This window comes from Microbacterium sp. zg-B185 (assembly GCF_030246885.1).
Taxonomy (GTDB): Bacteria; Actinomycetota; Actinomycetes; order Actinomycetales; family Microbacteriaceae; genus Microbacterium.
This window is the reverse complement of record NZ_CP126739.1, coordinates 609,191-633,594: the sequence shown is the minus strand read 5'-3', so window position 1 is coordinate 633,594 and position 24,404 is coordinate 609,191. Positions and strand designations below refer to the sequence as shown.

Annotated in this window: 23 protein-coding genes and 1 pseudogene; 9 read left to right on the top strand and 15 right to left on the bottom strand. The window is 71.2% G+C overall.

The annotated features are described in order from the left end of the window. Window positions 1-8: 8 nt before the first annotated feature. Together QNO12_RS02965 and QNO12_RS02960 are read right to left on the bottom strand one after the other, a co-directional pair. Window positions 9-722, bottom strand: coding sequence for a class I SAM-dependent methyltransferase (locus QNO12_RS02965; protein WP_257503695.1), 714 nt, complete (start codon window positions 720-722; stop codon window positions 9-11). A gap of 126 nt (window positions 723-848) precedes the next feature. Then, the gene (locus QNO12_RS02960) at window positions 849-1,433 is read right to left on the bottom strand and encodes a DUF402 domain-containing protein (protein WP_257503494.1); all 585 of its coding nucleotides are present in this window, start codon (window positions 1,431-1,433) and stop codon (window positions 849-851) included. A 105-nt stretch (window positions 1,434-1,538) separates the two neighbouring features. Here QNO12_RS02960 and QNO12_RS02955 point away from each other — a divergent pair, with 105 nt between their 5' ends. The 4 genes and pseudogenes from QNO12_RS02955 to QNO12_RS16995 all read left to right on the top strand — a co-directional run. Further along, the gene (locus QNO12_RS02955) at window positions 1,539-2,825 is read left to right on the top strand and encodes an isochorismate synthase (RefSeq protein WP_257503495.1); all 1,287 of its coding nucleotides are present in this window, start codon (window positions 1,539-1,541) and stop codon (window positions 2,823-2,825) included. Continuing rightward, window positions 2,822-4,057: an amidohydrolase family protein gene (locus QNO12_RS02950; RefSeq protein ID WP_257503496.1), complete on the top strand. Its 1,236-nt coding sequence runs from the start codon at window positions 2,822-2,824 to the stop codon at window positions 4,055-4,057. The genes QNO12_RS02955 and QNO12_RS02950 overlap by 4 nt, the downstream gene beginning before the upstream one ends. Further along, complete coding sequence (locus QNO12_RS02945; protein ID WP_257503497.1) at window positions 4,054-4,395, top strand: TIGR04076 family protein; 342 nt, start codon at window positions 4,054-4,056, stop codon at window positions 4,393-4,395. The genes QNO12_RS02950 and QNO12_RS02945 overlap by 4 nt, the downstream gene beginning before the upstream one ends. After that, a pseudogene (locus QNO12_RS16995) lies at window positions 4,314-4,601 on the top strand (hypothetical protein); the annotation flags it as partial. The gene QNO12_RS02945 and the pseudogene QNO12_RS16995, both read left to right, overlap by 82 nt. On the opposite strand, the gene QNO12_RS02940 reads toward QNO12_RS16995, so the two are convergent. After that, window positions 4,523-4,720 carry a hypothetical protein gene (locus QNO12_RS02940; RefSeq protein ID WP_257503498.1) on the bottom strand — a complete coding sequence of 66 codons (198 nt, stop codon included), beginning with the start codon at window positions 4,718-4,720 and terminating at the stop codon, window positions 4,523-4,525. The pseudogene QNO12_RS16995 and the gene QNO12_RS02940 overlap by 79 nt on opposite strands. On the opposite strand from QNO12_RS02940, the gene QNO12_RS02935 reads away from it, so the two are divergent. Beyond that, window positions 4,721-5,401 (top strand): LLM class flavin-dependent oxidoreductase, encoded by a 681-nt coding sequence (locus QNO12_RS02935; RefSeq protein ID WP_257503499.1) that lies wholly within the window; start codon window positions 4,721-4,723, stop codon window positions 5,399-5,401. It abuts the gene before it with no gap. A gap of 34 nt (window positions 5,402-5,435) precedes the next feature. On the opposite strand, the gene QNO12_RS02930 is transcribed toward QNO12_RS02935, so the two are convergent. The 3 genes from QNO12_RS02930 to QNO12_RS02920 form a co-directional block, all read right to left on the bottom strand. After that, window positions 5,436-7,109, bottom strand: coding sequence for a DUF885 domain-containing protein (locus QNO12_RS02930; protein WP_257503500.1), 1,674 nt, complete (start codon window positions 7,107-7,109; stop codon window positions 5,436-5,438). Between the two features lie 113 nt (window positions 7,110-7,222). Then, on the bottom strand, window positions 7,223-9,001 hold the full coding sequence (gene menD, locus QNO12_RS02925; RefSeq protein WP_257503696.1) for a 2-succinyl-5-enolpyruvyl-6-hydroxy-3-cyclohexene-1-carboxylic-acid synthase: 1,779 nt from the start codon (window positions 8,999-9,001) through the stop codon (window positions 7,223-7,225). A gap of 101 nt (window positions 9,002-9,102) precedes the next feature. Next, complete coding sequence (locus QNO12_RS02920) at window positions 9,103-9,585, bottom strand: PLDc N-terminal domain-containing protein (protein WP_257503501.1); 483 nt, start codon at window positions 9,583-9,585, stop codon at window positions 9,103-9,105. A gap of 103 nt (window positions 9,586-9,688) precedes the next feature. On the opposite strand from QNO12_RS02920, the gene QNO12_RS02915 reads away from it, so the two are divergent. After that, window positions 9,689-10,009 (top strand): DUF4229 domain-containing protein, encoded by a 321-nt coding sequence (locus QNO12_RS02915; RefSeq protein ID WP_257503502.1) that lies wholly within the window; start codon window positions 9,689-9,691, stop codon window positions 10,007-10,009. Here QNO12_RS02915 and QNO12_RS02910 read toward each other — a convergent pair. The 7 genes from QNO12_RS02910 to QNO12_RS02880 all read right to left on the bottom strand — a co-directional run bounded on the left by QNO12_RS02910 (window position 9,965) and on the right by QNO12_RS02880 (window position 16,267). After that, the gene (locus tag QNO12_RS02910) at window positions 9,965-10,945 is read right to left on the bottom strand and encodes a 1,4-dihydroxy-2-naphthoate polyprenyltransferase (RefSeq protein ID WP_257503503.1); all 981 of its coding nucleotides are present in this window, start codon (window positions 10,943-10,945) and stop codon (window positions 9,965-9,967) included. The genes QNO12_RS02915 and QNO12_RS02910 overlap by 45 nt on opposite strands. 11 nt (window positions 10,946-10,956) lie before the next feature. Next, on the bottom strand, window positions 10,957-12,117 hold the full coding sequence (locus QNO12_RS02905; protein WP_257503504.1) for an AMP-binding protein: 1,161 nt from the start codon (window positions 12,115-12,117) through the stop codon (window positions 10,957-10,959). Between the two features lie 95 nt (window positions 12,118-12,212). Further along, window positions 12,213-13,112 (bottom strand): 1,4-dihydroxy-2-naphthoyl-CoA synthase, encoded by a 900-nt coding sequence (locus QNO12_RS02900; protein WP_257503505.1) that lies wholly within the window; start codon window positions 13,110-13,112, stop codon window positions 12,213-12,215. Further along, window positions 13,109-13,915 carry an LLM class F420-dependent oxidoreductase gene (locus QNO12_RS02895; RefSeq protein ID WP_257503506.1) on the bottom strand — a complete coding sequence of 269 codons (807 nt, stop codon included), beginning with the start codon at window positions 13,913-13,915 and terminating at the stop codon, window positions 13,109-13,111. Before QNO12_RS02895 ends, QNO12_RS02900 begins: the two co-directional genes overlap by 4 nt. A 68-nt stretch (window positions 13,916-13,983) precedes the next feature. Continuing rightward, window positions 13,984-14,931: a permease prefix domain 1-containing protein gene (locus tag QNO12_RS02890; RefSeq protein ID WP_257503507.1), complete on the bottom strand. Its 948-nt coding sequence runs from the start codon at window positions 14,929-14,931 to the stop codon at window positions 13,984-13,986. A 30-nt stretch (window positions 14,932-14,961) separates the two neighbouring features. Then, window positions 14,962-15,930 carry a permease prefix domain 1-containing protein gene (locus tag QNO12_RS02885; RefSeq protein WP_257503508.1) on the bottom strand — a complete coding sequence of 323 codons (969 nt, stop codon included), beginning with the start codon at window positions 15,928-15,930 and terminating at the stop codon, window positions 14,962-14,964. 1 nt (window position 15,931) lies between these two features. Further along, window positions 15,932-16,267, bottom strand: a complete 336-nt coding sequence (locus QNO12_RS02880) for a PadR family transcriptional regulator (RefSeq protein ID WP_257503509.1) — start codon at window positions 16,265-16,267, stop codon at window positions 15,932-15,934. 164 nt (window positions 16,268-16,431) lie between these two features. On the opposite strand from QNO12_RS02880, the gene QNO12_RS02875 reads away from it, so the two are divergent. Further along, a complete protein-coding gene (locus QNO12_RS02875) occupies window positions 16,432-17,454 on the top strand; it encodes an o-succinylbenzoate synthase (RefSeq protein ID WP_257503510.1) in 1,023 nt (340 codons plus the stop codon). A 13-nt stretch (window positions 17,455-17,467) separates the two neighbouring features. Here QNO12_RS02875 and QNO12_RS02870 read toward each other — a convergent pair whose 3' ends face one another. Beyond that, the gene (locus tag QNO12_RS02870; RefSeq protein WP_257503511.1) at window positions 17,468-18,112 is read right to left on the bottom strand and encodes a TetR/AcrR family transcriptional regulator; all 645 of its coding nucleotides are present in this window, start codon (window positions 18,110-18,112) and stop codon (window positions 17,468-17,470) included. 145 nt (window positions 18,113-18,257) lie between these two features. On the opposite strand from QNO12_RS02870, the gene QNO12_RS02865 reads away from it, so the two are divergent. Continuing rightward, window positions 18,258-21,068: an MMPL family transporter gene (locus QNO12_RS02865; RefSeq protein WP_257503512.1), complete on the top strand. Its 2,811-nt coding sequence runs from the start codon at window positions 18,258-18,260 to the stop codon at window positions 21,066-21,068. Further along, a complete protein-coding gene (locus QNO12_RS02860) occupies window positions 21,065-23,059 on the top strand; it encodes a YhgE/Pip domain-containing protein (RefSeq protein ID WP_257503513.1) in 1,995 nt (664 codons plus the stop codon). The genes QNO12_RS02865 and QNO12_RS02860 overlap by 4 nt, the downstream gene beginning before the upstream one ends. A gap of 270 nt (window positions 23,060-23,329) precedes the next feature. On the opposite strand, the gene ccsB is transcribed toward QNO12_RS02860, so the two are convergent. Then, on the bottom strand, window positions 23,330-24,403 hold the full coding sequence (gene ccsB, locus QNO12_RS02855; RefSeq protein WP_257503514.1) for a c-type cytochrome biogenesis protein CcsB: 1,074 nt from the start codon (window positions 24,401-24,403) through the stop codon (window positions 23,330-23,332). Window position 24,404 lies beyond the last annotated feature (1 nt).

Genomic DNA, 24,404 nt, shown 5'->3' with positions numbered 1-24,404 from the left:
CCCTCAGCCTATCGGGGTCTGGAGGGGTCGCTCGTGCCGGGGGCGATGCGCTGACTCGCCGGCCGTTCCGGCTTGGTCGCGCGGTGCAGGGCGACGATCCCCAGGGACAGGTTCCGGTAGGCCACATCGGTCCAGCCCGCGTCCCGGATCCATCCGGACAGTGCCCGTTGGTCGGGCCATTCGCGGATCGACTCGTTCAGGTAGTCGTAGGCGTCCGCGTTGGAGCTGACGGTCTTGGCGACCACCGGGAGGATCCTGTCGTTGTAGAAGCGGTACAGCCCCTGAAACGCGCGTGACGGCGGGTGCGAGAACTCGCAGACCACCAGGCGGCCCCCCGGTTTGGTCACCCGCAGCAGCTCGCGCAGCGCGCGCTGCGGGTCGTTCACGTTGCGCAGTCCGAACGACATCGTGACGGTGTCGAACTCGTCCGCACCGAAGGGCAGGGAGGTCGCGTCGGCCTGGATGAAGGTCAGATTCGGGATGCCGCCGTGGCGGCGCTCGCCCTCCGCGATCATGCCGGGCGAGAAGTCGGCCGCCACGACGGAAGCTCCGCTCCTGGCCAGGGCCACCGAGCTGGCGCCGGTGCCGGCGGCCAGATCGAGGATCCGCTGTCCGGGCCGCGGGGCGACCGCCCGGGTCGACGCGGCCCGCCACATGCGGTCGTTGCCCATGCTCAGCACCGTGTTCGTGCGGTCGTAGTTCTTCGCGACCTGATCGAACATGCCGCTGACGCGGGCCGGATCCTTGTGGAGGTCGGCGCGATTGAGCCGGGCGTCGCCCGGGGGCGGGTCGTGCGGACGAGGAGTCACCGGACGAGTCTATTCGCGCAGCCGGTGCCCTCCGCGGCTCTACTCTGCCCGCGCAGACAGGTGCAGGGCGGCGAGCCGGGCCAGCCAGGCATCCGGGGTCGCGTCATCGAACGGGGCGACTTCGGCCCGCACGTACGCCTCCAGGTCGACGGCGAGCGACTCGAGGCGGTCCACGATGTCGAGCGGATAGCCGTACGCCACGCGGTGCTCCTCCCACTCGTCGCGGTCATCGATCCAGATCCCGCGGCCGTCGACGGACTTGACGACATCCAGATCCATATCGATGCCGGTCGGCTCGAGAACACTTTCGACCTCCTGCCAGCGGATGTCCCAGCCCAGGTCGATGTAGATCCGGTAGGTGGCCGGGGGTGCGACGTTCACCGTCATGGCATACAGACCGCTCGGCGGCAGCAGCGTCACGCTCGCAGTGTTGACCAGGAAGTCACGCTCCGGGCGACTGCTGCGCCATCCCGCGGGCTGTCCGAACCAGTCCCCCCACTGGTCCGAGCCGAGGTAGACGCATTCGTGCACCCAGTGCGGGGAACCGTCCCACTTGCGCCAGCGGAACAGGGTCTGCGTTCCCGGCTCAGGACGGCCGGGCGTCGCGGGGTGCGGGGCGCTCATGACGGCACAGCTTAGCCGCGCCACCGGTGACGCTGCCCAGAGGCGATCTGTGCCGTCGGGACGGACGTGGCCCGCGCCGAGGCGGCTCGACTCTAGTCTGGAACGGTGACCGACCCGATCGAACTGCCGACCCCGCGGCTGCGGGTGGTGACCCGCGAGGTCGCGGCGGTCGATGACGTGCTGGCGTATGCGGAGCTGTCCAATCCCACCTATTGGAGCCGCCGCGGCGATGCGATGGCCGCGTACGGCGAGACGACGGCGTTCACCCGGATCGGCCCGGCGATCGGATTCGACTTCGGCCGGCAGTGGCGGGCGCTGGCGGCCGCGGCGGACGTCGATGACGCGGTGGGCCTGCCGGGCACCGGGTTGGTCGCCTTCGGCGCATTCGCGTTCGACCCGCTCTCCCCGACCCCGAGCAGGCTCAGCGTGCCCGCGGTCGTGGTCGGCCGACGCGGTGACCGCTCCTGGGTGACGCGGATCAGCCATGCCGGCGCGATCGAGTCAGAACCCGGCGTCGCACTGCCGGAGAGCACCGGGTACGGCCCGTACTGGGCGGCGACCCTCGGCCCGGGGGCTCTGGACCCGAGCGGTTACCAGGCTGCCGTGCGCAGGGGACTCGATGCCATCGCGGACGGCGAGGTCAGCAAGGTCGTCCTGGCTCGCGACCTGGCGGGTTCGGTCCCGCCTGGCTCGGACCTGCGCCGGCTCGTCCGAGCACTGGCATCCGGTTACCCGGACTGCTGGGCCTACGCCGTCGACGGCCTCATGGGCGCGAGCCCGGAAACGCTGGTGACCGTGTCGGGCGGGACCGTCACCGCCCGCGTCCTGGCCGGCACCGCTCCCCGCGGGGCCGACGCGGATGCCGACACCGCGGCATCCCTGGCCCTGGCGACGAGCGCGAAAGACCAGGACGAGCATCTTTACGCCGTGCAGAGCGTGCTGGCCTCGCTGCGTCCGCATACGAGTGTGCTCGCCGCGAGCGAGCAGCCGTTTGCCCTGAAGCTGCCCAACGTCTTCCACCTGGCCACCGACGTGGAAGGCGAGCTGAGCGGCGGCGCGTCCGCCCTCGACCTCGTCGCCGCGCTGCATCCGACCGCTGCCGTGGCCGGAACGCCGACGGATGCCGCCCTCGAGGTGATCCGCCGACTCGAGCCCTTCGACCGTGGCCGGTACGCCGGACCGGTCGGCTGGGTGGACGCACACGGCGACGGGGAATGGGCGATCGCGCTGCGCTGCGCGCAGTTCGATCTGAACACCGTTTCGCCCGGCGGCACGGGCGATATCCCGCTGCGTGCGCACGCCGGCGCGGGGATCGTGGCCGGCAGCGACCCCGAGGCCGAACTGCTCGAGACGCGGGTCAAGTTCCGACCGATCGTGGACGCGCTGGCATGAGCGGGCCGGTACCCGCACTGCCGACCCGGGGCGACGCGGTGCTCACGAACCTGAGGCTGGTCGACGGCATCGACCCCGTGCCGCGCCACGGTGTCTGCCTCGTGGTGGAGAACGGCCGCATCGCCGCGATCGTGGCCGAACACGACGCACCGGAACCCACGATCGACCTCGGCGGCTCCTACGTCATGCCGGGCCTGATCAACATGCACACCCACTTCTCGCTGTCACTGCCCGGCCCGGGCGGCGATGCGGTCAGCGCGCTCTCCGCACACGACCTCGCGCTGCACATGGCCGACGGTGCACGGCGCACACTGCTGTCCGGGGTGACGACGGTCCGCTGCGTCGCCGAGAAGGACGGTGCGGACTTCGCGCTGCGCCGGGCCATCCAGCAGGGGCAGGTGGCCGGTCCGCACATCTTCACCGCGGGCCGAGGCCTGTGCTGCACCGGCGGCCACGGGCATGACACCGGGGACACCCTGGAGTGCGATGGGCCGGATGCGTTCACGCGCGGCGTCCGCAGTCAGCTCCGATCCGGCGCGGATCTGATCAAGATCATGATCTCCGGCGGCATCGCCGGCGAGCACGAGCAGATCACCACCCCGCAGCTGACCCGGGACGAGATGGCAGCCGCGATCTCGACGGCCCATGCCTGGGGCCGCAAGGTGACCGCGCACGCCGGACCGGCGGCGATCATCGCCGAGGCTGTGCAGCTGGGGCTGGACTGCGTGGAGCACGGCTACGAGCTCACGCCGGAGGTCGCGCGGCTGATGGCCGCACGCGGCGTGGCACTGGTGCCGACGCTCGTGGTCACCCGTGCGGGCGCCTTCTTCGACGACCTCGGCGTGCCGCCGTGGATGCAGGAGCGCTCGCTGAACGCCGGTCCGCGCCACCTGCAGTCCTACCGGTACGCGCTGGAGGCCGGGGTGACGGTGCTCCTGGGCAGCGACATGCCGCCCTTCTGGGACTTCGAGGGGACCAGCGCCGTGGTCCGGGAACTCGAACACATGCAGGCCGGCGGCCTGTCCGCGCCGGATGTGATCCGGGCGGCGACGTCCGCGCCCGCGGAATGGCTGGATGCCCGGGACAGCATCGGAACCCTGACGCCGGGACGGTTCGCCGATCTGATCGCCCTGCCCGAGGACCCGACCGTGACGGCCGGCGCGCTGCGCGGTATCGACTTCGTCATGAAGGGCGGCGTCGTGGTCCGCGACGATGAGGGGCGGTCGCGATGACCGAGCCGCAGGAGCCTGACCAGAGTCCACGCACGCAGCTGTACGACCTGAGCGTGGTGGTCGAACGCATCGAGGGTCGCTCGGTGTGCGGGATGAAGGTGGGCGACCGCATCGACCTCGTCCAAAGCAGCCGCCTGTGCCTGCCGGAGGGCGGACATTTCTGCATGTACGCGCTGCAGGCCGTGATGCCCCTGCTGCCGGCGAAGCAGCGACGGCTGCCGCCGGGTGACTGGCTGGAACGGGACGACCTCGTCGCGTGCCCCGATCCCGACGAACGGCTGATCATGCGGATCGTGCGCACCGGCATCCGCTCGATGAAGACCGAGGAGCTGACGTGACCTCCTCTCGGCCCGTCCAGATCTCACTGGGACTGCAGACCGACAAGGCGCCCGGCGCGTACGCGGCGCTGGCAGCGCTCGCGGAGGGGGCCGGGTTCGACGGTGTCAGCGTGTTCTCCGACCTGCTCTACCAGCCGCCCGTCGCAGCGCTGCTGGAGATGGCCGGTGCCACCTCGCGGATCCGGCTCGGCTGCGCCTGCTGGAATCCGTACACGCTGCATCCGTACGAGATCGCGGGCCAGTTCGCTGCGGTGGATGCCGCGTCCGCCGTCGCGCCTACCTGGGCCTCGCGAAGGGATCCTGGCTCGATGCGGTCGGCGTCCAAGTGCGCAGACCGATCAGCCACCTGCGGGACGCGGTCGGGGTCATTCAGGCACTCCTCGGCGGGGACGGTCTCGGCTACGAGGGTGCGGCGTTCCGGGTGGAGCCGGGAGTGCGGCTGCGATATCCCGTGCTGCGGAACCGTGCGCCGATCCTGCTGGGTTCCTGGGGTCCGCTCGGCATGGCCCTGGCCGGCGAGCTCGCCGACGAGGTGAAGGTGGGCGGCAGCGCCAACCCGGCGATGGTCGAGGTCGTCCGGGCGCGGCTGCAGCGCGGGCTGGACCGGGCGGCCCGCACCCCGGATGCGGTCGGGGTCGTGCTCGGCGCCGTGACCGTCGTCGACCGGGACGGGGCGGCTGCGCGCCGCCACGCTCGACGCCAGGTCGCGATGTACCTCGACGTGGTGGCCGCCCTGGATCCGACCGTGTCGCTGCCCGATGACCTGCTGCCCGGAATCCGGGCCCGCCTGGCCGACGGCGACGACGACGGCGCCGGGCGGCTCGTTCCGAGGGACGTGCTGGATCTGTTCGCGTTCTCCGGCACTCCGGATGACATCGCCGCGCAGGCGTGGCGGCTCATCGACGCGGGCGTGGACCGTATCGAGTTCGGCACCCCGCATGGGATCGACGAGGCCGCGGGCGTCGCGCTGCTGGGTCGCGAGGTGCTGCCGCAGCTGGAGGCCTGAGACTCCCCCCGGCACGTCACCTGCTCCACAGGCGTCACCCGGCGAGCAGTTGCGCGCGGAGGGGCTCCAGTCCCATCGGGCCCAGTGCCAGTGCGTCACGGTGGAAGGCGCGCAGCGAGAATGCGTCGCCCTGCGCGGCCGCCTTTTCGGCACGAGCGTCATGCCACAGCCGCGCCCCGATCTTGAAGGCGAGCGCCTGTCCGGGCCAGCCCAGATAGCGGTCCACCTCGAATCCGGCCAGATGCGGCTCGACGAGGGCGAGCTCGACCAGCATCCGCTGCGCGAGCTGCGGGGACCATTCCGTTTCGGCGACCAGCGAGTTCGCCGGGATTGCCCACCCGGTGTGCAGGCCGATGTCGGCCACGATGCGAACCGAGCGCCAGATCTGCCCGAGCAGCAGCCCCAGCCGTTCGGCGGGATCGCGGACGAGGCCGAGCTCGTCGGCGAGCTGCTCGGCGTAGTGCGCCCAGCCCTCGGCATAGCCGTGGATATGGCACAGGTGCCGCTGCCAGGGGTGCAGGTCCGAGGAGGAGGCGGTGACGGCGAACTGGAGGTGATGACCGGGAAGCCCCTCGTGATGCACGCTGGTCACCTCCTGCCAGGTCGCCGCGACCGGCACGCCGCTGGGGATGGTCCAGACGATCCGGCTCGGCACGGACCCGTCCGGCGGAGCCGGCGTGTAGTAGACGACGCCGGTGGAGGCCTCCGCGACGACGCATTCGACGTTCCGGATGCCGGACGGCAGGTCGAAGGCCGGTTCCAGAGCCCCGATGGTCTCGTCCACGCGACGTTCCAGCCACGACCGGATCGCGTCCACGCCCTCGAGCCGGTAGCCCGGATCGGCGTCGAGGAGCTTTGCCGCGCCGCGCACCGGGTCGGCCCCGGTGCCGCCGAGCGATGCGGCCAGCGCACGCGCTTCGGCCACGAGGCGCGTCAGCTCGGCCCAGCCGTACGCGTACGTGTCGGCGAGGTCGATGCGTGCGCCGAGCATGGCCGCGGCGAGGTCGGCGTACACCTGGACGCCGACGCCATCGACCGTCGGCGCGAGCGGCCGCAGCTCCTCGCGCAGCACCGCGAGCAGCTGTCCGAGAGCGGCGTTGGCCGCATCCGCCGCGGCGCGGACGCGGCCACGGGTCGCGGCGTCCACCGGGTCGTCGATCGGAAGGGAGCCGAACCAGTCCGCGCTCAGCCACAGCTCGATCTGCGCGGTGAGCGTGTCCAGCTGCCGCACGGGGGCGATGCCGGTCCCGGTGAACCGCTCGGCGTTCGAGGCGGCCCAGCGCAGGGACGCGATGTACTGGGCGATGCCGTCCGGCACGGCCTCGAGCCGCGCGACCAGGTCTGCGCCGGCCGCATCCGCGGTGACGGTCAGCCCCTCGATCGCGTACCGGATCAGGTGGACGGGGCTGGCCAGGCCGGCGACCAGGCGCGGGGTGAAGCCCGTGTCGAACAGCAGCCGCTCCCGCTCGAGCCGTTCCGCCAGCGCGGCCCGCAGCGGGTCCTCACCGGCCGTACCCGGCAGGGCGTCCAGGGCGGCGAGCACCTCGCCCTGCAGCGCGTACTTGCGCTGCAGCCATTCCGGGCCGATGTCGGCCAGCGGTCCCGGCGACGCAAGACCGGCGGCCTGGGCGGCGTCCGGCTCGTGCGCGGCGAGCTCCGCGACGTACTGGTCGGCGATACGGCGGACGGAGTCGGCGGCGCGGTTCACCGACCCAGCCTACGCACGTGCGGTCGCGGCGATGCCGCGGGGAGGGAGACCCGCGGATCGGCGGGCGCGTCTGGCCCCCTGCGCCACTGCGGCGATCATGGCCGGGCGCGCGCTCAGCGCGTCAGCGGAACCTCGATCAGCTGACGTCCGCCGACGGGCGCGGTGAGCGCCTGATCCAGCGCGGCCCGCGTCGTCACCCGCTGGTACTCCCAGCCGTAAGCGCGAGCAAGGTGCTCGAACCGGGTGGTGTGGGGCGTGTACAGCACGCGGTCCATGACCTCCGCCGAGGCGATTGCGGCCACCTCGAGGTCGTCGAAGATGGTGCCGCCCCCGTCGTTGCCGACGACCACCTGGATACGCGGCTCGTCCTCGGCGGGCGGCAGCAGCAGCGCACCGGCATCGTGCAGCAGGGCGAGATCGCCCAGCAGCACCCGGGTGACGCCGGGGCGCCCGCCGGTCTGGGACCCGATCGCGATGCCGGTCGCGGTGGCGACGGTGCCGTCGATCCCGGCGAGGCCCCGGTTGGCGTGGACGGGCACCTTCTTGCCCCCGAGCAGGTCATCGGCGACCCGGACGAGGCGGGATGAGCCGAACACGAGCCGGTCGTGCGGCCAGGTGGCGCGCCACACCGCGTCGACCATGGCTGCCCGATCCAACGGCGCACGCACGGCCGCCAGCTCCGCTTTGATCGCCCCGAGCCGCTCCGCCGGCACCGCGGAGGACAGCCCGTCGGCATCCGGCGCAGGGGGGCTGAGGTCCACGGAGGCATCCCGCGAAGCCCGCAGCCACTGTCCGAGCCACTCCCGATCCGGCTCGCCGGCGGCGACCGCGACCGCGTCGACGGCGATGGTGGCTCCGTTGAGGTTGAGCGGCTCCCCGGGGCCGCGGACGGCCAGCACCTGGACGCCCGGATCGGACAGCAGTGCGGCGCTCTGTCTGCTCAGGGTGGGATGCCCCAGGACGACGACCCGCTCGATCCGTCCGCCCAGCTGCGGATCGGACAGCAGCCGGCGGTAGCGGTGCACGAGGTTGCGGCCATACCGGGACCCGCTGACGATCTCTGCGATCAGCGGCCACGCGCCGGCGTGGGCGAGAGCCTCGGCGTCCGTTCCGGCATCTGCTCCCGCGAGCACGACCGTGCGCGGGCCGCGATCGAGAAGGTGCGGCAGATCGTCGGGTTCGGCCGGCTGGTCCGCTTCGCCGATCCCTCCCCCGCCCTGGTAGAGGGCGCCGGAGGCCTCGTCCTCCGGCGACTCGTCCGCGATCGGGGCGGCATCCTGATCCGCCGCCGCGGTCGTGGTCAGCTCGGCGGTGGGCGCCCCCAGCCAGCGCGGCGCCTGGCCGCCCAGGGGCTCGCGGAACGGGACGTTCACGTGCACCGGGCCGGGCGCGCGCGTCCCGGCACCCAGCGCCGCCTCGACCGCGTCCGCCGCGACCTGGCGCAGCATGACACTCTGCTCGCCGTCGCCATCCGAGTCGGTCGCCTCGGGCACCGGAAGGTCGGCTTCCAGACGCGCGCTGGAAGAGAACAGGCCCAGCTGCCGGGTGGTCTGATTAGCGCCGACGCCGCGCAGCTCCGGCGGTCGGTCCGCGGTCAGAAGCAGCAGCGGCACGCCCGCATGGTGGGCTTCCAGTGCGGCCGGCACCAGGTTGGCCGCCGCCGTTCCAGAGGTGCACACCACCGCTGCCGGCATGCGCGTCTCGCGTCCGATGCCGAGCGCGGTGAACCCGGCGACCCGCTCATCGATGCGCACGTGCAGCCTCACCCTGCCCTGCAGCTCCAGTTCCGCGGCGACCAGCGCGAGGGCCTGGGAGCGCGACCCCGGACTCAGCACGATGTGGCGGACGCCCAGATCCACGAGTGCGCCCAGGAATGCCGCCGCAGCATCCATCGCGGGTGAGAGGACGGTGCGCTCCTCCTCGGCGGGCACCGAACTCGCCGGAGCAGGATCGTCCCCGAGCGCGCCGAACTCGGCTGCCCCGTCGTGGACCACTAGCCGACGGCGCCGCGCTGGCCGCGCGGGTCTTCGTCGCCGTCGGCGGGACGATCCGTTGCGCGTTTCGGCGCGTCGGAAGCGGGAGAACCCGATCCGGGAGTTCCGGCGGCCGGTGAACCGGCGGCCGTGGCCGGTCCGTCCGGCGTCCGCCAGCGCGGGTCGTCATCTTCCGCGTCCAGAAGCGCAAGCTCTTCTTCGAGTCGTCGGATCCGCTCGTCCTGATCGCTCAGCGTCCCGATCTTCTCGAGGAACTCCGGGTCATCATCCGGAGCACGCCGGGCCGCGACAGAGGAGCGTCGGACGCGACCGACCGTCAGCCAGAGGAGCCCGCCCAGGACGGGCAGCAGGACGACGATGAGGATCCAGATCGGCTTGCTCACCCCGCGGTGCCGGGTGGCGGGCTGCACACTGCAGTCGACGATGGTGTAAACCCAGAACGCTGTGGCCACCAGCGCCAGAATAAGCAGTACTCTCGGCACACCCCCATCCTAGGCGCGTGGGAGGCTCCGCGGTCCGCCGTGACCGGACCGAGACTCCTCCCAGCTGGGAATGCCCTCAACACGCTCGATCTAGGATGGACGGATGAAAGCCCGCTCCGCCCTCGTCTACACGGCGCTGAGGCTGCTCGCATTCCTGGTGCCCTTCGGCATCCTGATGATCTTCCCCGTCTTCCGCGAGCTGTACTGGCTCGCGGCCGTCTTCGCGGCGCTGATCGGACTGAGCCTCTCGCTGCTGTTCCTGCGCCGCCCCCTCACCGAGGTGACGACCGAACTGGCGCAGCGACGCGCGAAGGCGAAGGCCGCGGCGAGCGACGAGGACGTCGAGGATGCGATGGACCGGGACGCTCCGTCGCGACTGTCAGCCGACGAAGGCCCACAGCAGGAACGCGCCGTAGGCGACTGACGTCAACGAGGTCAAGGTCAGTGCGACCACCAGCTCTCGTGGCAGCCGGTAGGTCCACACGATCAGGATCGCCGGCAGCGCCGCCAGGAGGCCGAGCATCGCAAGCCACGCGATCGGGTAGAACAGGGCCAGGAAGCCGGCGATGACGAACGGTGCCAGCACGAACACCGTGAACAGGATGCGCGTCCACCGACGACCGATCAGCACCGTGAGAGTGCGCTTCTTGGCCGCCCGGTCCTGGTCGATGTCGCGCAGGTTGTTGGCCAGCAGGACGGCGCACGCGAGAAGTCCCGCGCCGACGCCGCCGAACCACGCCTCCTGCGGCACAGTCAGCACCTGCACGTAGGTCGTTCCGACGGTCGCGACGAGCCCGAAGAACACGAACACGAACAGCTCGCCCAGACCGTAGTACCCGTACGGGCGCTTGCCCCCGGTGTAGAACCACGCGGCGATGATGCACACCGCGCCGATCAGCAGCAGCCACCACTGCTGGCTGCGGATCACCAACGCGAGCCCGGCGACGGCCGCGACGGCGAAGAACACCATCGCGGCGATCAGGACCGCTCTGGGCGATGCCTTGCCGGATGCCGTCAGGCGAGCGGGGCCGACCCGGTGCTCATCGGTGCCGCGGATGCCGTCGCTGTAGTCGTTCGCGAAGTTCACCGCGATCTGCAGGCTCACCGAGACGGCCAGGCACAGCAGCGCCAGCACCCAGTGGAACAGTCCGTCCACGAGGATGGCGGCGCCCGTTCCGATCAGGACCGGACTGATCGCCAGCGGCAGCGTGCGCAGGCGGGCGCCTCCGATCCAGTCGCCGAGGCTCGCCTTCTGGACCCGGCGCGGGTCGCCCTCCTGGTGCACCTTCTGCGGATTGCCGCGCGAGGGATGCGTGCGAGTGCGGGGACGCTTGCGCTTCTTACTGGGGGTGCCTGCCACGAGGTGCCATCCTACGGCCTGTGCAGTGCCACAACCGCGGCCCGGATCGCCTCACGGTCGGGCTTGCCGCTCGGGAGCGTCGCGATCTCGTCGACCAGCACAAGGCGATTCGGGCGGGCGTGCGCTCCGATCTCCTCCGTCACGGCCGCGCGCGCCTCCTCCAGCTGCACCGACTCACTGCGCCGGAGCGCCTCACCGCGCGGAACCACCGCGACGGAGGCTTCGCCCCACCGCGCGTCGGGGACGCCGACCACCACCGCGGATTCCAGTCCGGGGATCGATCGCACCACCCGCTCGACCCGGTCCAGCGACACATTGATCCCGCCGGACACGATGACGTTGTCGATACGTCCCCGCACGCGAAGCAGATCGTCCTCGAGGATCCCGGCATCCCCGGTGCGGTACCACCGCGTGCCATCCGGGTCGCGGGGAAAGGCGAGGTCCGTGGCTCCCGGGTCGCCCAGATACCCTTCGGCCAGAGTCGGCCCGGCGACCTGGATCTCGCCCTCGACGATCCGCACCGAGACGCCGCGCAGCGGACGGCCGTCGTAGACGCAGCCTCCGCTGGTCTCGGTCGCGCCGTACGTGCGCACCACCCGCACGCCGGCATCCAGTGCCCGCTCGAGCGTCGCAGGGGCGACCGCCTGGCCGCCCACCAGGATCTGCTCGAACGAGCGCAGCCCGCGCAGGACGGACTCGTCGGATGCCGCGGCATCCAGCAGCGTGGTCAGCTGCGCCGGCACCAGCGACGTGTACGTCGGTACGCGGGTTCCTCGGTCGGTCGAGAGCATCATCAGCGCGGCCGCGGTGAACGCCCCCGGGGTGAAGCCGCCGGTGAGCCAGGCCGGCTCGCGGTCGGCGACGATCGAGCGGACGAGCACCTGCAGCCCCGCCACGTAGCTCGGGGGCAGGGCAAGCAGCCAGGCGCCGTCACCGATCCGATCCGCGGTGGCCAGCGCGCCCGCCGTCAACGCGTCGCGCGTCAGCACCACGCTCTTGGGCACCCCCGTGGAGCCGGAGGTCGTCACCACCACGGCGGTGCCGGCCGGCACCTCCGTCGGCGCATCCCGCACCATGCCCAGGCCGAGCGCGGGTCCTGCGCCATGCAGTGCGGATCGAAGGCTGCGCAGAATCTCGCGCGGGTCGTCGCCCACGACTGGTTCGAGTCTCACGTCGTCACCACATCTCCACTCGCCGTGCGCCCCCCCCAACCATCCGTGCCGACCTCGGGCGGTCGGCGCCGCTGTGCGACGGGGACCGCTGCGGGTCAGTAGTGCCAGGGGTACGGCGACCAGTCGGGGTCGCGCTTCTCGAGGAACGAGTCGCGGCCCTCGACGGCCTCGTCGGTGCCGTAGGCCAGACGTGTGGCCTCGCCCGCGAACACCTGCTGCCCGACCATACCGTCATCGACCGCGTTGAACGCGAACTTCAGCATGCGGATGGCGGTGGGCGATTTGGTCAGGATCGTGCGGGCCATTCCGATCGCCTCGCGCTCGAGGTCGGCGTGCGGGACGACGCGGTTCACGGCGCCCATCTCGTACGCGCGCTGCGCGGAGTACTCCTCGGCGAGGAAGAACACCTCGCGCGCGAGTTTCTGGCCGATCTGACGGGCGAAGTACGCCGAGCCGTAGCCGGCGTCGAAGGACCCGACATCCGCATCGGTCTGCTTGAACCGGCCGTGCTCGGCGCTGGCGATCGTGAGGTCGCAGACCACGTGCAGGGAGTGCCCGCCACCGGCCGCCCAGCCCGGGACGACGGCGATGACCACCTTCGGCATGAAGCGGATCAGCCGCTGCACCTCGAGGATGTGGAGGCGGCCGGTGGATGCGGCACTCTGGCCCGTGGTGTCGCCGGCGTACTCATAGCCGGCGCGTCCGCGGATGCGCTGGTCTCCGCCCGAGCAGAACGCCCACCCGCCGTCCTTCGGGCTCGGGCCGTTGCCGGTGAGCAGGACCACGCCGATGCGGGAATCCTGGCGCGCGGTGTCCAGCGCCCGGTACAGCTCGTCGACCGTGTGCGGGCGGAAGGCGTTGCGCACGTCGGGACGGTCGAACGCGATCCGCGCGATACGGCCATCCGGCGTCACGTGTGCGGTGATGTCCGTGTACGCATCCGCGCCCGGGGCAGGGACCCACAGGGCAGGGTCGAACAGCTCCGAGACGGTCACGGGCGACCGCCGTTCTTGGCGTCGCGCCAGTCCAGCCAGCGCTGCACCAGCGCGAAGTCCCAGTCCGGTCCCTGGAACCCGAGCGTGAACAGGCGGGTGCCCGCGGCGAACAGCTGATCGGCGACATCCTCGTCGCGAGCATGCAGTTCGTTGGAGATGATCAGTCCGGAGGTGTCGTGACCGTCGCGCTCGCCCCAGTTCTCGATGACGCGGACTTTGTGGGCGATCTCCTCCGGGGCGACGAAGCTGTGCCAGATATCGGCGTGCTTGGCCACGATGCGCAGCGTCTTCTGCTCGCCCTTGCCGCCGACCATGACGGGGATCTGCCGCGTGGGCGGCGGGTTCAGCCGCGGCCAGCGCGCGGCGATCCGGTCCAGACCGTTCGCGAGGTCGTTCAGCCGCGTGCCGGGGGTGCCGAACTCGTGGCCGTATTCGTCGTAGTCGCGCTCGAACCAGCCGGCCCCGGTGCCGAGGATGAACCGGCCCGTCCCGCCCTTGGCACTGATGTGGTCGATCGTGCGGGCCATATCGGCCTGCAGATCGGCGTTGCGATAGCTGTTGCAGTTGACCAGGGCGCCGAACTCGACACGCTCGGTCTGCTCCGCCCAGGCCGCCAGCATGGTCCACGACTCGAAGTGCATGCCGTCGGGCTCCCCGGTCAGCGGGAAGAAGTGATCCCAGTTGAACAGGATGTCCACGCCCATGTCCTCGAGGCGGCTGGCCGCGTCGCGGAAGGCGCCGTACGGGGAATGCTGGGGCTTGAGCTGCACGCCGAAGCGGACGGGAGTGTCGAGGTTGGGCATGCGGATAGCCTAAAGCGGCACGGAGACCGACGGCTCCGCGAGGGCGTCGTCGACGCCCTCGCGGGCGCTCAGCGTCGCAGCACCCGACGAAAGGCGTCGAACGTGCTCCATGCGGCGATCGCGACAGTTGCAGCCAGGATGCACACCACGATCACGACTCGGGCGTCGCGGTCGATATCGAGGTACTCGACGAACGCGGGGTCGAAGAGAAGCCCGGTCACCGCCAGCCAGACGATGGGCACGGCCCAGCCGAGAGCGATCAGGGCTGTCGCGATCGCGCTGCCCATCCCCCACCGACCGGTCGCTCTCGCCCGGATCACGACGAAGGCTCCAGCCAGGATCAGCACCACCCCGACGATCAGACTCCACGGCCACAGCGCCGGATTCAGCACGGACATCGGCCCGGCCTCCGGGACCGCCCAGGACGCCGTGACGAACACGAGGCCCGCGATCGCGAACAGGACGGAGACCCCCAGAACGATCTTCTCTACACGGCCCGCGGGCATGCCCTCGTTCGGGTCCCGGGACGGCAGGTGGTCAACCGTCCACGCGCCCACCGGCTCGCCGGCACGGTCGAGCGCCGCATAGACGATGGTCATGCCGGTGAAGATCACCGCCCCGGCCGCGATCGTGACGCCGATCGTCGGACCGACGATCCCCCACAGCGGTCGGTCTTCCAGGATCATGGCGAGCGCAACGCCGAAGGCGACGAACGGCAGCGTCCACCAGAGCACGATCCGCAGGACCCGCCGCCAGGTGGGATACCAGCGGGGGCCGATGAGGTGAAGCGGCCGGTCGGCGTACCCGGCCGCCAGCACAGCCGGATCGCCCATCCCGCTCAGTACGGCGAGCTCCGCCGCGGCCGGTGTGTCGCCGCTTCCGACGCGGCCATCGATCTGGTCCTGGATCGAACCGCGCAGCTCCGCCGCGTGGTCGGCGCGTTCCCGCGGAGGCAGCGATCTCGTCGCTGCCTCGACGTAGCGGCCGATGTAGTCCTGCCGGGTGATCGGTTCCATTTTCCCTGTCCTTCGTGTCTGCCGGCGCGCTCAGCGCGCGCGGCGCGCCTTGAGGAAGGCGTCGATGGTGTCCCACACCGCGATCAGGACGATCCCGAATCCGATCAGCACGGTCACGACCGTCTCGGCGGTCTGCGCCGCGTCGGACGGCATGAGCTGTGCGAAGAACTCGGGGTTGACCAGCTCCCCGAGCAGCAGCAGCCACAGGGCGGGGATCGCGATCGCGACGTTGAGTGCGGCGTTGACGGTGGCGGTCGCCCTCGTCCACCTGCCCCGCGCGTAGACGAAGATCGCCAGCAGAGCCTCGAGCACGATGAGCGCGAACAGTGCGGTGATCCACCAGGGCCACAGGCTGGGCGCGAGGAACGGCATCCATTCGCCCGCCGCGGCGAAGTACGCGAAACCGACGAAGTGATCCCACACCACCGCACCGGCGGCAAGAGCGAGGAACACCAGCGACCCGATCAGGTCGCCGAGCTTGGCGCCGTTCTCCTTCAGCTCGGGGAGGTCATCGACGGACCACGTGCCGACGAGTCCGGCGCCCCGGTCAGGGGTGCTCCGTTCGACGATGAAGAAGATCAGCGTCGTCCAGAAGCCGATGTGCACGATGGCGGACAGCGCGACGGAGACGACCGCGCCGATCCCCTCACCCACCTGCGCCCCGGAGAAGACCTGGCCGAGGCCGACGCCGAAGGCGGCGCACGCCGGGACGATCGCCCAGAGCAGCTTGGTCAGGCGCCACCACGTCAGGTAGTAGCGCGGTCCGATCAGCCACAGCGGGCGGTCGGTGTAACCGGCGGCGAGCGTGTCGGGGTCGCCGAGCTCGGTGAGCACGGCGCGCTCGGCGACCTCCAGCGCCGCGCCGTCGGCGACGCGCGCCTCGATCTGGTCGTCGATGGATGCCCGCAGCTCGGCGGCCAGGTCGGCGCGCTGACTCTCAGGCACGGTGCGCATCGCGGTCGCGACGTACCGATCGGTGAGGGTGGCGGTGATGGTCATGTCAGTCCTCCTGGGGAAGGGTGTCGATCGCTGCCGCGATCGCACGGAACTCGTCGGTCAGCGCGTCGGCCAGGCGAGTGCCCGCGGCGCTGGTGCGGTAGAACTTGCGGGGCCGGGCCTCGTCGGTGTTCCACTCGCTCGTGAGGTGGCCCTGCTTCTCCAGCCGGCGCAGCAGGGGATACAGCGTGTTGGCGTCCGTCTCGAACCCGCGAGCGCTGAGCTCCTCCAGCAACCCGTATCCGTAGCCGGGCGTCTGCAGGAGCCGCAGGCACGCCAGGACCGCAGTGCCGCGCCGCAGCTCCTGCAGGTGGGTGTCAAGTGCTTCCGTCTCGCTCATGAATCACACTGTACTGTGTGACACACACTGTAGTCAATGGCACATCGCAGTGTCCGGAATTGCTTATTCGGGGAGTCGGACGGCGCGGGCGTGACCGGCACCCGCACCGACGCCCCGCCGACGCACAGCGGAGGCAGGCATCTGCGAGGGAGCATGATGGAGTCGTGAGCACCGACGCCGCCGCATCCTTCCCCTCCCTTGCCGATCTGCTCGACTCGATGCGCGTGGTCGCCCTCCCCCTGGCCACGCGGTTCCGGGGCATCGACATCCGTGAGGCGGCGCTGATCCACGGCCCCGAGGGATGGACCGAGTTCTCGCCCTTCCTCGAGTACGACGACGCGGAGGCGTCCGTCTGGCTCGCCGGCGCCATCGACTTCGGCTGGTCGGCCCTGCCGGCGCAGCATCGGGATGTCGTGCCGGTCAACGCCACCGTTCCCGCAGTTGATGCGGCATCCGTCGCCGCGGTGCTGGCGCTGTTCGACGGATGCCGCACCGCGAAGGTCAAGGTCGCCGAAGCCGGCCAGCGGCTCGCAGATGACGTCGCGCGGGTGCGGGCCGTCCGCGCCGTGATGGGTCCGGAAGGCCGCATTCGCGTGGATGCCAACGGCGCCTGGAACCTCGACGAAGCCGAGCACGCCTTCCACGCGCTCACCGAGTTCGACCTGGAGTACGTCGAGCAGCCGTGCGCGACGATCGACGACCTCGCCGAACTGCGCCGGCGGGTGAAGTATCTCGGCATCCCGATCGCCGCCGACGAGAGCGTCCGCAAGGCCGCCGATCCGATCGCCGTTGCCCGCGCCGGGGCGGCCGACATCATCGTGGTGAAGGCGCAGCCCCTCGGGGGTGTGCGCCGCGCCCTGGAGATCGTGGCCGAGGCGGGGCTGCCCGCCGTCGTCTCCAGCGCCCTCGAGACCTCCGTCGGACTGGCGATGGGAGTCGCGCTGGCCGCCGCCCTTCCCCAGCTGGACTACGACTGCGGCCTGGGCACGGCCGCACTGCTGACGGCGGATTCCGCCTCGCCGGCGCTCCTCCCGCGCGACGGCGCACTGCCGGTGGGTCGGGTCGCCGCCGATGCGGCGCAGCTGGACCGGTACGCGGCATCCGAAGATCGCCTGGAGTGGTGGCGTGCGCGCATCGCGCGGTGCCATTCGGAACTGGTCCGCGCGAGCGACCGCGCGAACGCCTGACCGGCGATCCGGCTCAGTCGGTCGGCGGCTCGATGACCAGCTGAGCCACCCGCGCGATCTCTTCGCTGGTGCGCCGGCACACCGCGGCGTAATCGAGACCGGCCATCGTGGCGCGCACGGACTCGCTCTCCCACACCGTGAGCATGAGCCGCGCGACCTGGTCGGCGGGCATGCGGAAGCTGAGCGTCTTGGCCTGGGCGATGTCGGTGATGATCTGCGCGACGCTCGCGCGCATCTCGGCCTCCTGCGCCAGATAGGCGGCACCCAGCTGCGGGTCGCGCAGCGCGTGGATGCGGATCTCGCTCATGAGCAGGATGGCGAGGCGGTCATCGCCGGAGACATCGAGCACCTGCTGCACCAGCGACAGTGCGTCGGTCGCGACATCGTGCAGCTGTCCACCGCGCTCGAGCTGGGCCACCCGGTCCCGGACACCGGCGACACGGGCCAGCGCGACGCGGCTGGTCAGTTCCAGGAACAGCTCATCCTTGGACTCGAAGTTCGAGTAGAAGGCGCCGCGCGTGAAGCCGGCGCGCTCGCAGATGGCCTCGACGGATGCCGCGTCCAGACCCTCTTCGGCGAACACCTGGGCGGCCGCATCCAGCAGCTTCTGCACGGTGGTTTCGCGTCGGCGCGACGTCACGGTGACGGTGTCGGTCATCCACTCTCCTCGGGCTCGCTGGTCACCACTCAAAATACACACGCAGCACTCAGGTTGAGGGCGGCTGCCGGACTTACGATACACTCATGTATCCGATACAGCGCTGTATCCAACCTGTCTGATTCCTGGTAGCCCCGGAGGCGCTGTGTCCACTCTTCTGTATGCCCTCGGCCGTTGGTCATACCGGCACCCGTGGCGGGTGCTGGTCGGCTGGATACTGCTGCTGGCCATCGCCGGGGCCGGTGCGCTGACGCTCGGTCAGGGCACCAGCAACACCTTCTCCATCCCGGGCACCGAGTCCCAAGCCGGCATCGAGCAGCTGAACCGGACCTTCCCCCAGGCCAGCGGCACCAGCGCCCAGATGATCGTCGTAGCCGCGGACGAAGCGCAGATCGGGGACGAGCCCTACGCCACCGCGATCACCGACACCGTGGCCGGACTGGAGGATCTGGACGGCATCCTCGCGGTGACCGATCCCTTCGACGAGATGGTCAACGGACTGGTCTCGGAGGACGGCGACGCCGCCATCGTGCGACTGCAGTTCGACGGGCAGGCCACCGACGTTCCCGCTGAGACCAAGACGGCGCTGCAGGATGTCGCGACCGAACTGCGGGAGGAGCTTCCCGCCGGGTCCGAGGTCGCCCTCGGTGGCGACCTGTTCGCGATCTCCGTACCCGGGGTCACGATCACCGAGGCGGTCGGCCTGCTGATCGCCCTCCTCGTTCTCATCGTCACCTTCCGCTCCTTCGTGGTCGCCGGGCTTCCGCTGCTGACCGCGATCATCGGGGTGGGCCTGTCTCTCGCCCTCCTCTTCCTCTCCACCGCGTTCGCAAGCATCACCTCGACCACCCCGTTGCTGGCGCTGATGCTCGGACTGGCGGTCGGCATCGACTACGCCCTGTTCATCGTCGCCCGGCATCAGGACCAGGTGCGTGACGGCATGGAACCGGAGGAGTCCGTGGCGCGCGCGACCGGCACCGCCGGATCTGCCGTCGTCTTCGCCGGCATCACCGTGCTGATCGCGCTGATCGGACTGTCCTTCGCCGGCATCCCGTTCCTGACCACGATGGGCATCGCCGCCGCCGTCGCCGTGGCGATCGCGGTGCTGGTTGCGCTCACCTTGACCCCGGCGATGCTGGCGTTCCTCAAGGGCCGCGTCGCCGGGCGAGCGAAGCGCCCGCGCACGAAGGCCGCGAAGACGCCGCGACGCGGATTCGCGGAGCGCTGGGTGGGACTTGTGACCAAGCATCCGATCGTCACGACCGTCGCCGTCGTGCTCACTCTCGGAGTCATGGCGATCCCGGCGGCCAGCCTGGCGCTGGCCCTGCCCAACGCCGGGATGCTGCCGCAGCAGAACGAGGCGCGCCAGAGCTACGACATGGTGGCGGAGGAGTTCGGCCCGGGCTTTAACGGGCCCATCGTGCTGACCGGCACCATCGTGACCTCCACCGACCCCGTCGGGCTGATGAACGACCTCGGCGACGATGTCGCGAGCCTCCCCGGCGTCGAGGCGGTCGCACTGGCGACTCCGAACGAGACCGCCGACACCGGCATCGTGCAGCTGATCCCCACGACCGCGCCCGATGACCCTGCCACGGCCGAGCTCGTGCGGGAGCTGCGCGACCAGCACGACCGGTGGCTGGATGAGTTCGGCATCGACGTCACCGTGACCGGATTCACCGCTGTCGCCATCGACATCTCCGATCAGCTGGGCGCCGCGCTGATCCCCTTCGGCGTCTTCGTCGTGGGTCTCTCGCTCGTGCTGCTGACGATCGTGTTCCGTTCCATCGCCGTGCCGATCAAGGCGGCGCTGGGCTACCTGCTCTCGGTGGCGGCGGCGTTCGGCGTCGTGGCCGCGGTGTTCGAATGGGGCTGGCTGGCGGACGTGCTGCACGTGACCCGCACCGGGCCGATCATCAGCTTCATGCCGATCGTCCTGATGGGCGTGCTGTTCGGCCTCGCGATGGACTACGAGGTGTTCCTGGTCTCGCGGATGCGGGAGGACTACGTCCACGCGCGGCGCGCGGGTGCGACCCGAGCGGAGGCACGCGCCGTCGCGGTCGGAGCCGTCAGATCCGGCTTCACCTCGTCCGCACGCGTCGTCACCGCCGCCGCGCTGATCATGTTCGCGGTCTTCGTCGCGTTCGTCCCCGAAGGGGATGCCTCGCTCAAGCCGATAGCACTCGGGCTGGCCGCCGGCATCGTCATCGATGCGTTCCTGGTCCGCATGACGCTGACTCCGGCGGTGATGGCCCTACTCGGCGATCGCGCATGGTGGCTGCCGAAGTGGCTCGAACGCGTGCTGCCGCACTTCGACATCGAAGGCGAGGCGGTCCAGCGCGAGCTCGAGCTGGCCGACTGGCCCGAGCCGGACTCGACGGCCGCAGTCGTCGCGGCGGACGTCTCGGTCAGTGCCGGCGATCTCCACCTCATCGACGGCGCCGGTCTCCGCGTCGAGAGGGGCGAGGCGCTCGTCGTCACCGCGAAGGACGCGCGGGGACCGCGCGCCCTGCTGCTCGCCCTCTCCGGCCGCGCCGGGCTCGAGGGACGCGCCCGCGTCGGCGGGCACCTGCTCCCGGGACGAGAGGCCTGGGTGCGGGCACACGTGGGCGTCGCGCTCCTGGACGGTTCCGCGCAGCCGGTCCGCGACCTCCGCCGTGCCCTCGCCGGCGCACCGCGCATCGTGGTGATCGACGGCGTCGACGCCCTCACCCCGGCCGGCGTGCGCGATCAGGCCGCCGCGGTGCTGAGGGATGCCGCATCCGTCGCTCCGGAGATGGCCCTGATCGTCGCCTCCGCCTCCCCGGAGGCCGCCCGTGGGCTCCTCGCCGACGCCGGCTGGCCGGACGCACCGGTCCTCGACGTCACGGTGACCAGGCGCACCCACTCGGTGCACCCCACCGAATCGACTTCCACACGGCCGACGGCCGTTCCCACGACAGAGGTACACGCATGACCCTCCACATCGAACGGGCGCGCTCGCGCCGCCCTATCACCTGGCTGACGCTCATCGGTGTCCTGCTGCTGCCCGTGCTGATCGGCGGCATTCTCGTCGCGGCGTTGTACAACCCGGCCGAGCGGCTGGACAGCATGAGCGCAGCGATCGTGAACGAAGACGAACCCGTCACGATCGACGACCAGTACATTCCGCTCGGCCGCCAGCTGACCGCGGGCCTGGTCGAGGGATCCGACGAGATCGCGAGCAACCTGGACTGGACCATCTCCAACGCCGAGGACGCCGCCGCCGGTCTGGCCGACGGCACCTACCAGGCGGTCGTCACGATCCCGGCGAACTTCTCCGCCGCCGCCACCTCCACCGCCCCCGGCGGCACACCCGAGCAGGCGACCATCGAGGTCACCACGCCACCGGATTCCAAGGTCGTCGACGACGCCATCACCGCGCAGGTGACCTCGGCCGCGGCATCCATCATGGGGCAGGAGCTCTCCCAGGTGTACCTGGAGAACGTGTTCCTGGGGTTCACCACGCTGGGCGATCAGCTCGGCGAAGCCGCCGACGGCGCCGCACAGCTGGCGGACGGTGCAGCGCAGGCGGCGTCCGGGGCAGCGCAGCTGCCCGCCGGGATCGGCCAGCTCGGCGACGGCGCATCGCAGCTGTCCTCCGGCGCGGGGACGCTGGCCGGCGGGCTGGACACCATCGGGTCGGGCACGGCGGCGTCGGCGAACGGGGCGAACCAGCTCGCGGCCGGCCTCGATGCCGCCGCCGCCCAGGTGAACAACCAGGAGCTGGTCCAAGCCGCCCAGGACGCCGCGACCTACGCCGGTACCGCCGCGTCGCAGACGGTCGCGGTCGCGCAGGGCGCCGGTGGGCTGGCACTCACGCTTCAGGGACTGGCCGACGAGTGCCTCGCCTCGGGTGCGTCGCAAGCGTTCTGCGACAGCCTCGGCGCCGCCGCCGGAACGGCCGGAGCCGTCGCGGGCGACGCCGGAGCGGCGGCCACCAGTGCCGGATACGCGAGCGGCTACGCGACCCCGACCGCCTCGGGAATCCAGCAGCTGACCTCGCAGACCAGCGCCGGGTTGAGCGAAGCCGCGGCTCAGACGCGCACACTGGCTTCGGGCCTTGCCCAGCTCGCCGACGGCACCGTCCAGTCCGCCGAGGGCGCGCGCGGACTCCAGTCCGGTGCGTCCCAGCTCGCCGGCGGCGCCACCCAGGCCGCCGACGGCGCGACCTCGCTCGCCGACGGCGTCGGCGAGCTCGCGACCGGGACGGCGACCCTCGCGGACGGCCTGGATCAGGCATCCGCCGCTGTTCCCTCCTACACGGATGCGGACGCCACCAGCCTGGCCACCGTGGTGTCCGATCCGGTGACCACCGACGGCGTCGGCTCGTCGCTGTTCGGCGCGTCGGCGGTGCCCCTGCTGTCCACGCTCGCGCTGTGGTTCGGCGGCCTCGGCACGTTCGTCGCCCTGCAGGCGGCCTCGCGCCGGGCGCTCACCTCGCGTGCCCCGTCGGCGCTCCTCGCCCTGCGCGGGCTGGTGCCGGCCGCCGTGCTCGGCGCTGTGCAGGGACTGCTCGTGGCCGGCGTCGTCCAGCTCGCGGCATCCTACGACTGGGCCCAGTGGTCGATGTTCGCCGCGCTGTGCGTGGTCGCGGGAATCGCCTTCGCGGCCGTCAACCAGGCCCTCGTGGCCGTGTTCGGCGGCGCGGGACGATGGCTTGCTGCCCTGGTCGGCGTGCTGGCCGTCGCGACCGGCGTGGTCTCGACTGTGCCCGGTGTGCTGTCCGAAATCGCGGCGCTGCTGCCCACCGCGCCCGCGTACAACGGGATGCTGTCCGCACTGACGGAGACCGCCGGCCTCGGCGCCGGCGTCGCGGGCCTCCTGATCTGGTCGCTGCTCGCGTTCATCGCGACGACCCTCGCTGTGGCGCGGCGACGCGTGGCCAACGCGCGGGACCTGCTCGCGGCATCCCCCGCCCCGGCGTAGCCGTCCTGGCGGCGGCGCTTCGCCCCGGGCGCCTTGCCGTCGCCTGTCGCCTGCCACCGCTCGCCTGTCGCTCCCCTGTCACGATCTGCAAGGCCCCGCCGCGTGTCGTGACAGGCGAGCGCGTTCGTGAAGCCCGCCGCTCCCCTGTCACGATCTGCAGCGTCCCGCGGCATGTCGTGACAGGCGAGCGCGCTGGACGGGGCGCGGCGGGGACAGCGGATCAGAACGCAGGGATGCCGCGACCGCAGCCGCGGGAATGCCCGCGCAGGCTCAGCTCAGGCCGGAGTAGGCGTGCAGACCCTTGAAGAACATGTTCACGATGGTGAAGTTGAACATCACGGCGGCGAAGCCGATGATCGACAGCCACGCCGAGCGCGATCCGCGCCAGCCGCGCGTGGCACGGGCATGGATGTATCCGGCATAGAGCACCCAGATCACGAAGGTCCATACTTCCTTCGTGTCGAAGCCCCAGTACCGGCCCCACGCATCGTTGGCCCAGATGGAGCCGGCGATGAGCGTGAACGTCCAGAAGATGAAGCCGAGGATCGCGAAGCGGTACGCGATCGACTCGAGGGCGTCGCTGCCCGGCAGCGTACCCAGGAACCGCGGTCCGGTCTTGGCCGCGGGGGCGCCGTCGGCCGCGGCATCCGCGATGGCGATCTTCCGCTCCCGGCGGGCCTGCATCAGCTGCAGCACCGAGAGCCCGAAAGCGAGCGCGAACAGAGCGGTCGCGAGCGAGGCGACGAACACGTGGATCACGAGCCAGACGCTCTTGAGCGGGTCCATGAGCGGCGAGATCTCGACGTAGAACGCCAGCGCCGCGCCGCCCAGCAGCAGCGCGACCATGCCGGTGATGAACGACCCGAGGAAGCGCAGGTCGTAGCGCAGCAGCGAGACGAGGTAGACCGCCACGATGAGCATGGTTCCGGTGAGGGCGAACTCGTACATGTTCGACCACGGAACTCGTCCGGCTGCGATGCCTCGCGTCACGTCGCCGGCGACGTGGAAGACCAGCCCGAGGACGGTCAGCGACGTGCCGATGCGGGCCCAGATCAGGCGCGGGCGCTGGCCGGGCCGCGCCGTGAACGCCCGCTCGGCGGCACGCTCCTGATCCCGCCTCCGGGCGCCGGCGTCCCTGCGCCGGGATTCGCCGACGGATGCCGCATCCGCTCCCACGGTGACAAGCTCTCGTTCACGCGTCGACGCGTCCTGCGCGTCGACCGCGCGCGCCCCGCGACTGGCCAGGTCGACCGCGTAGGCGATGAACGCGAACGCGTAGATCGCGATGGCGGTCCACACGAGCAGCACGGAGACCGTGTCGAGTGAGAGGGGGGTGCCAGGCATG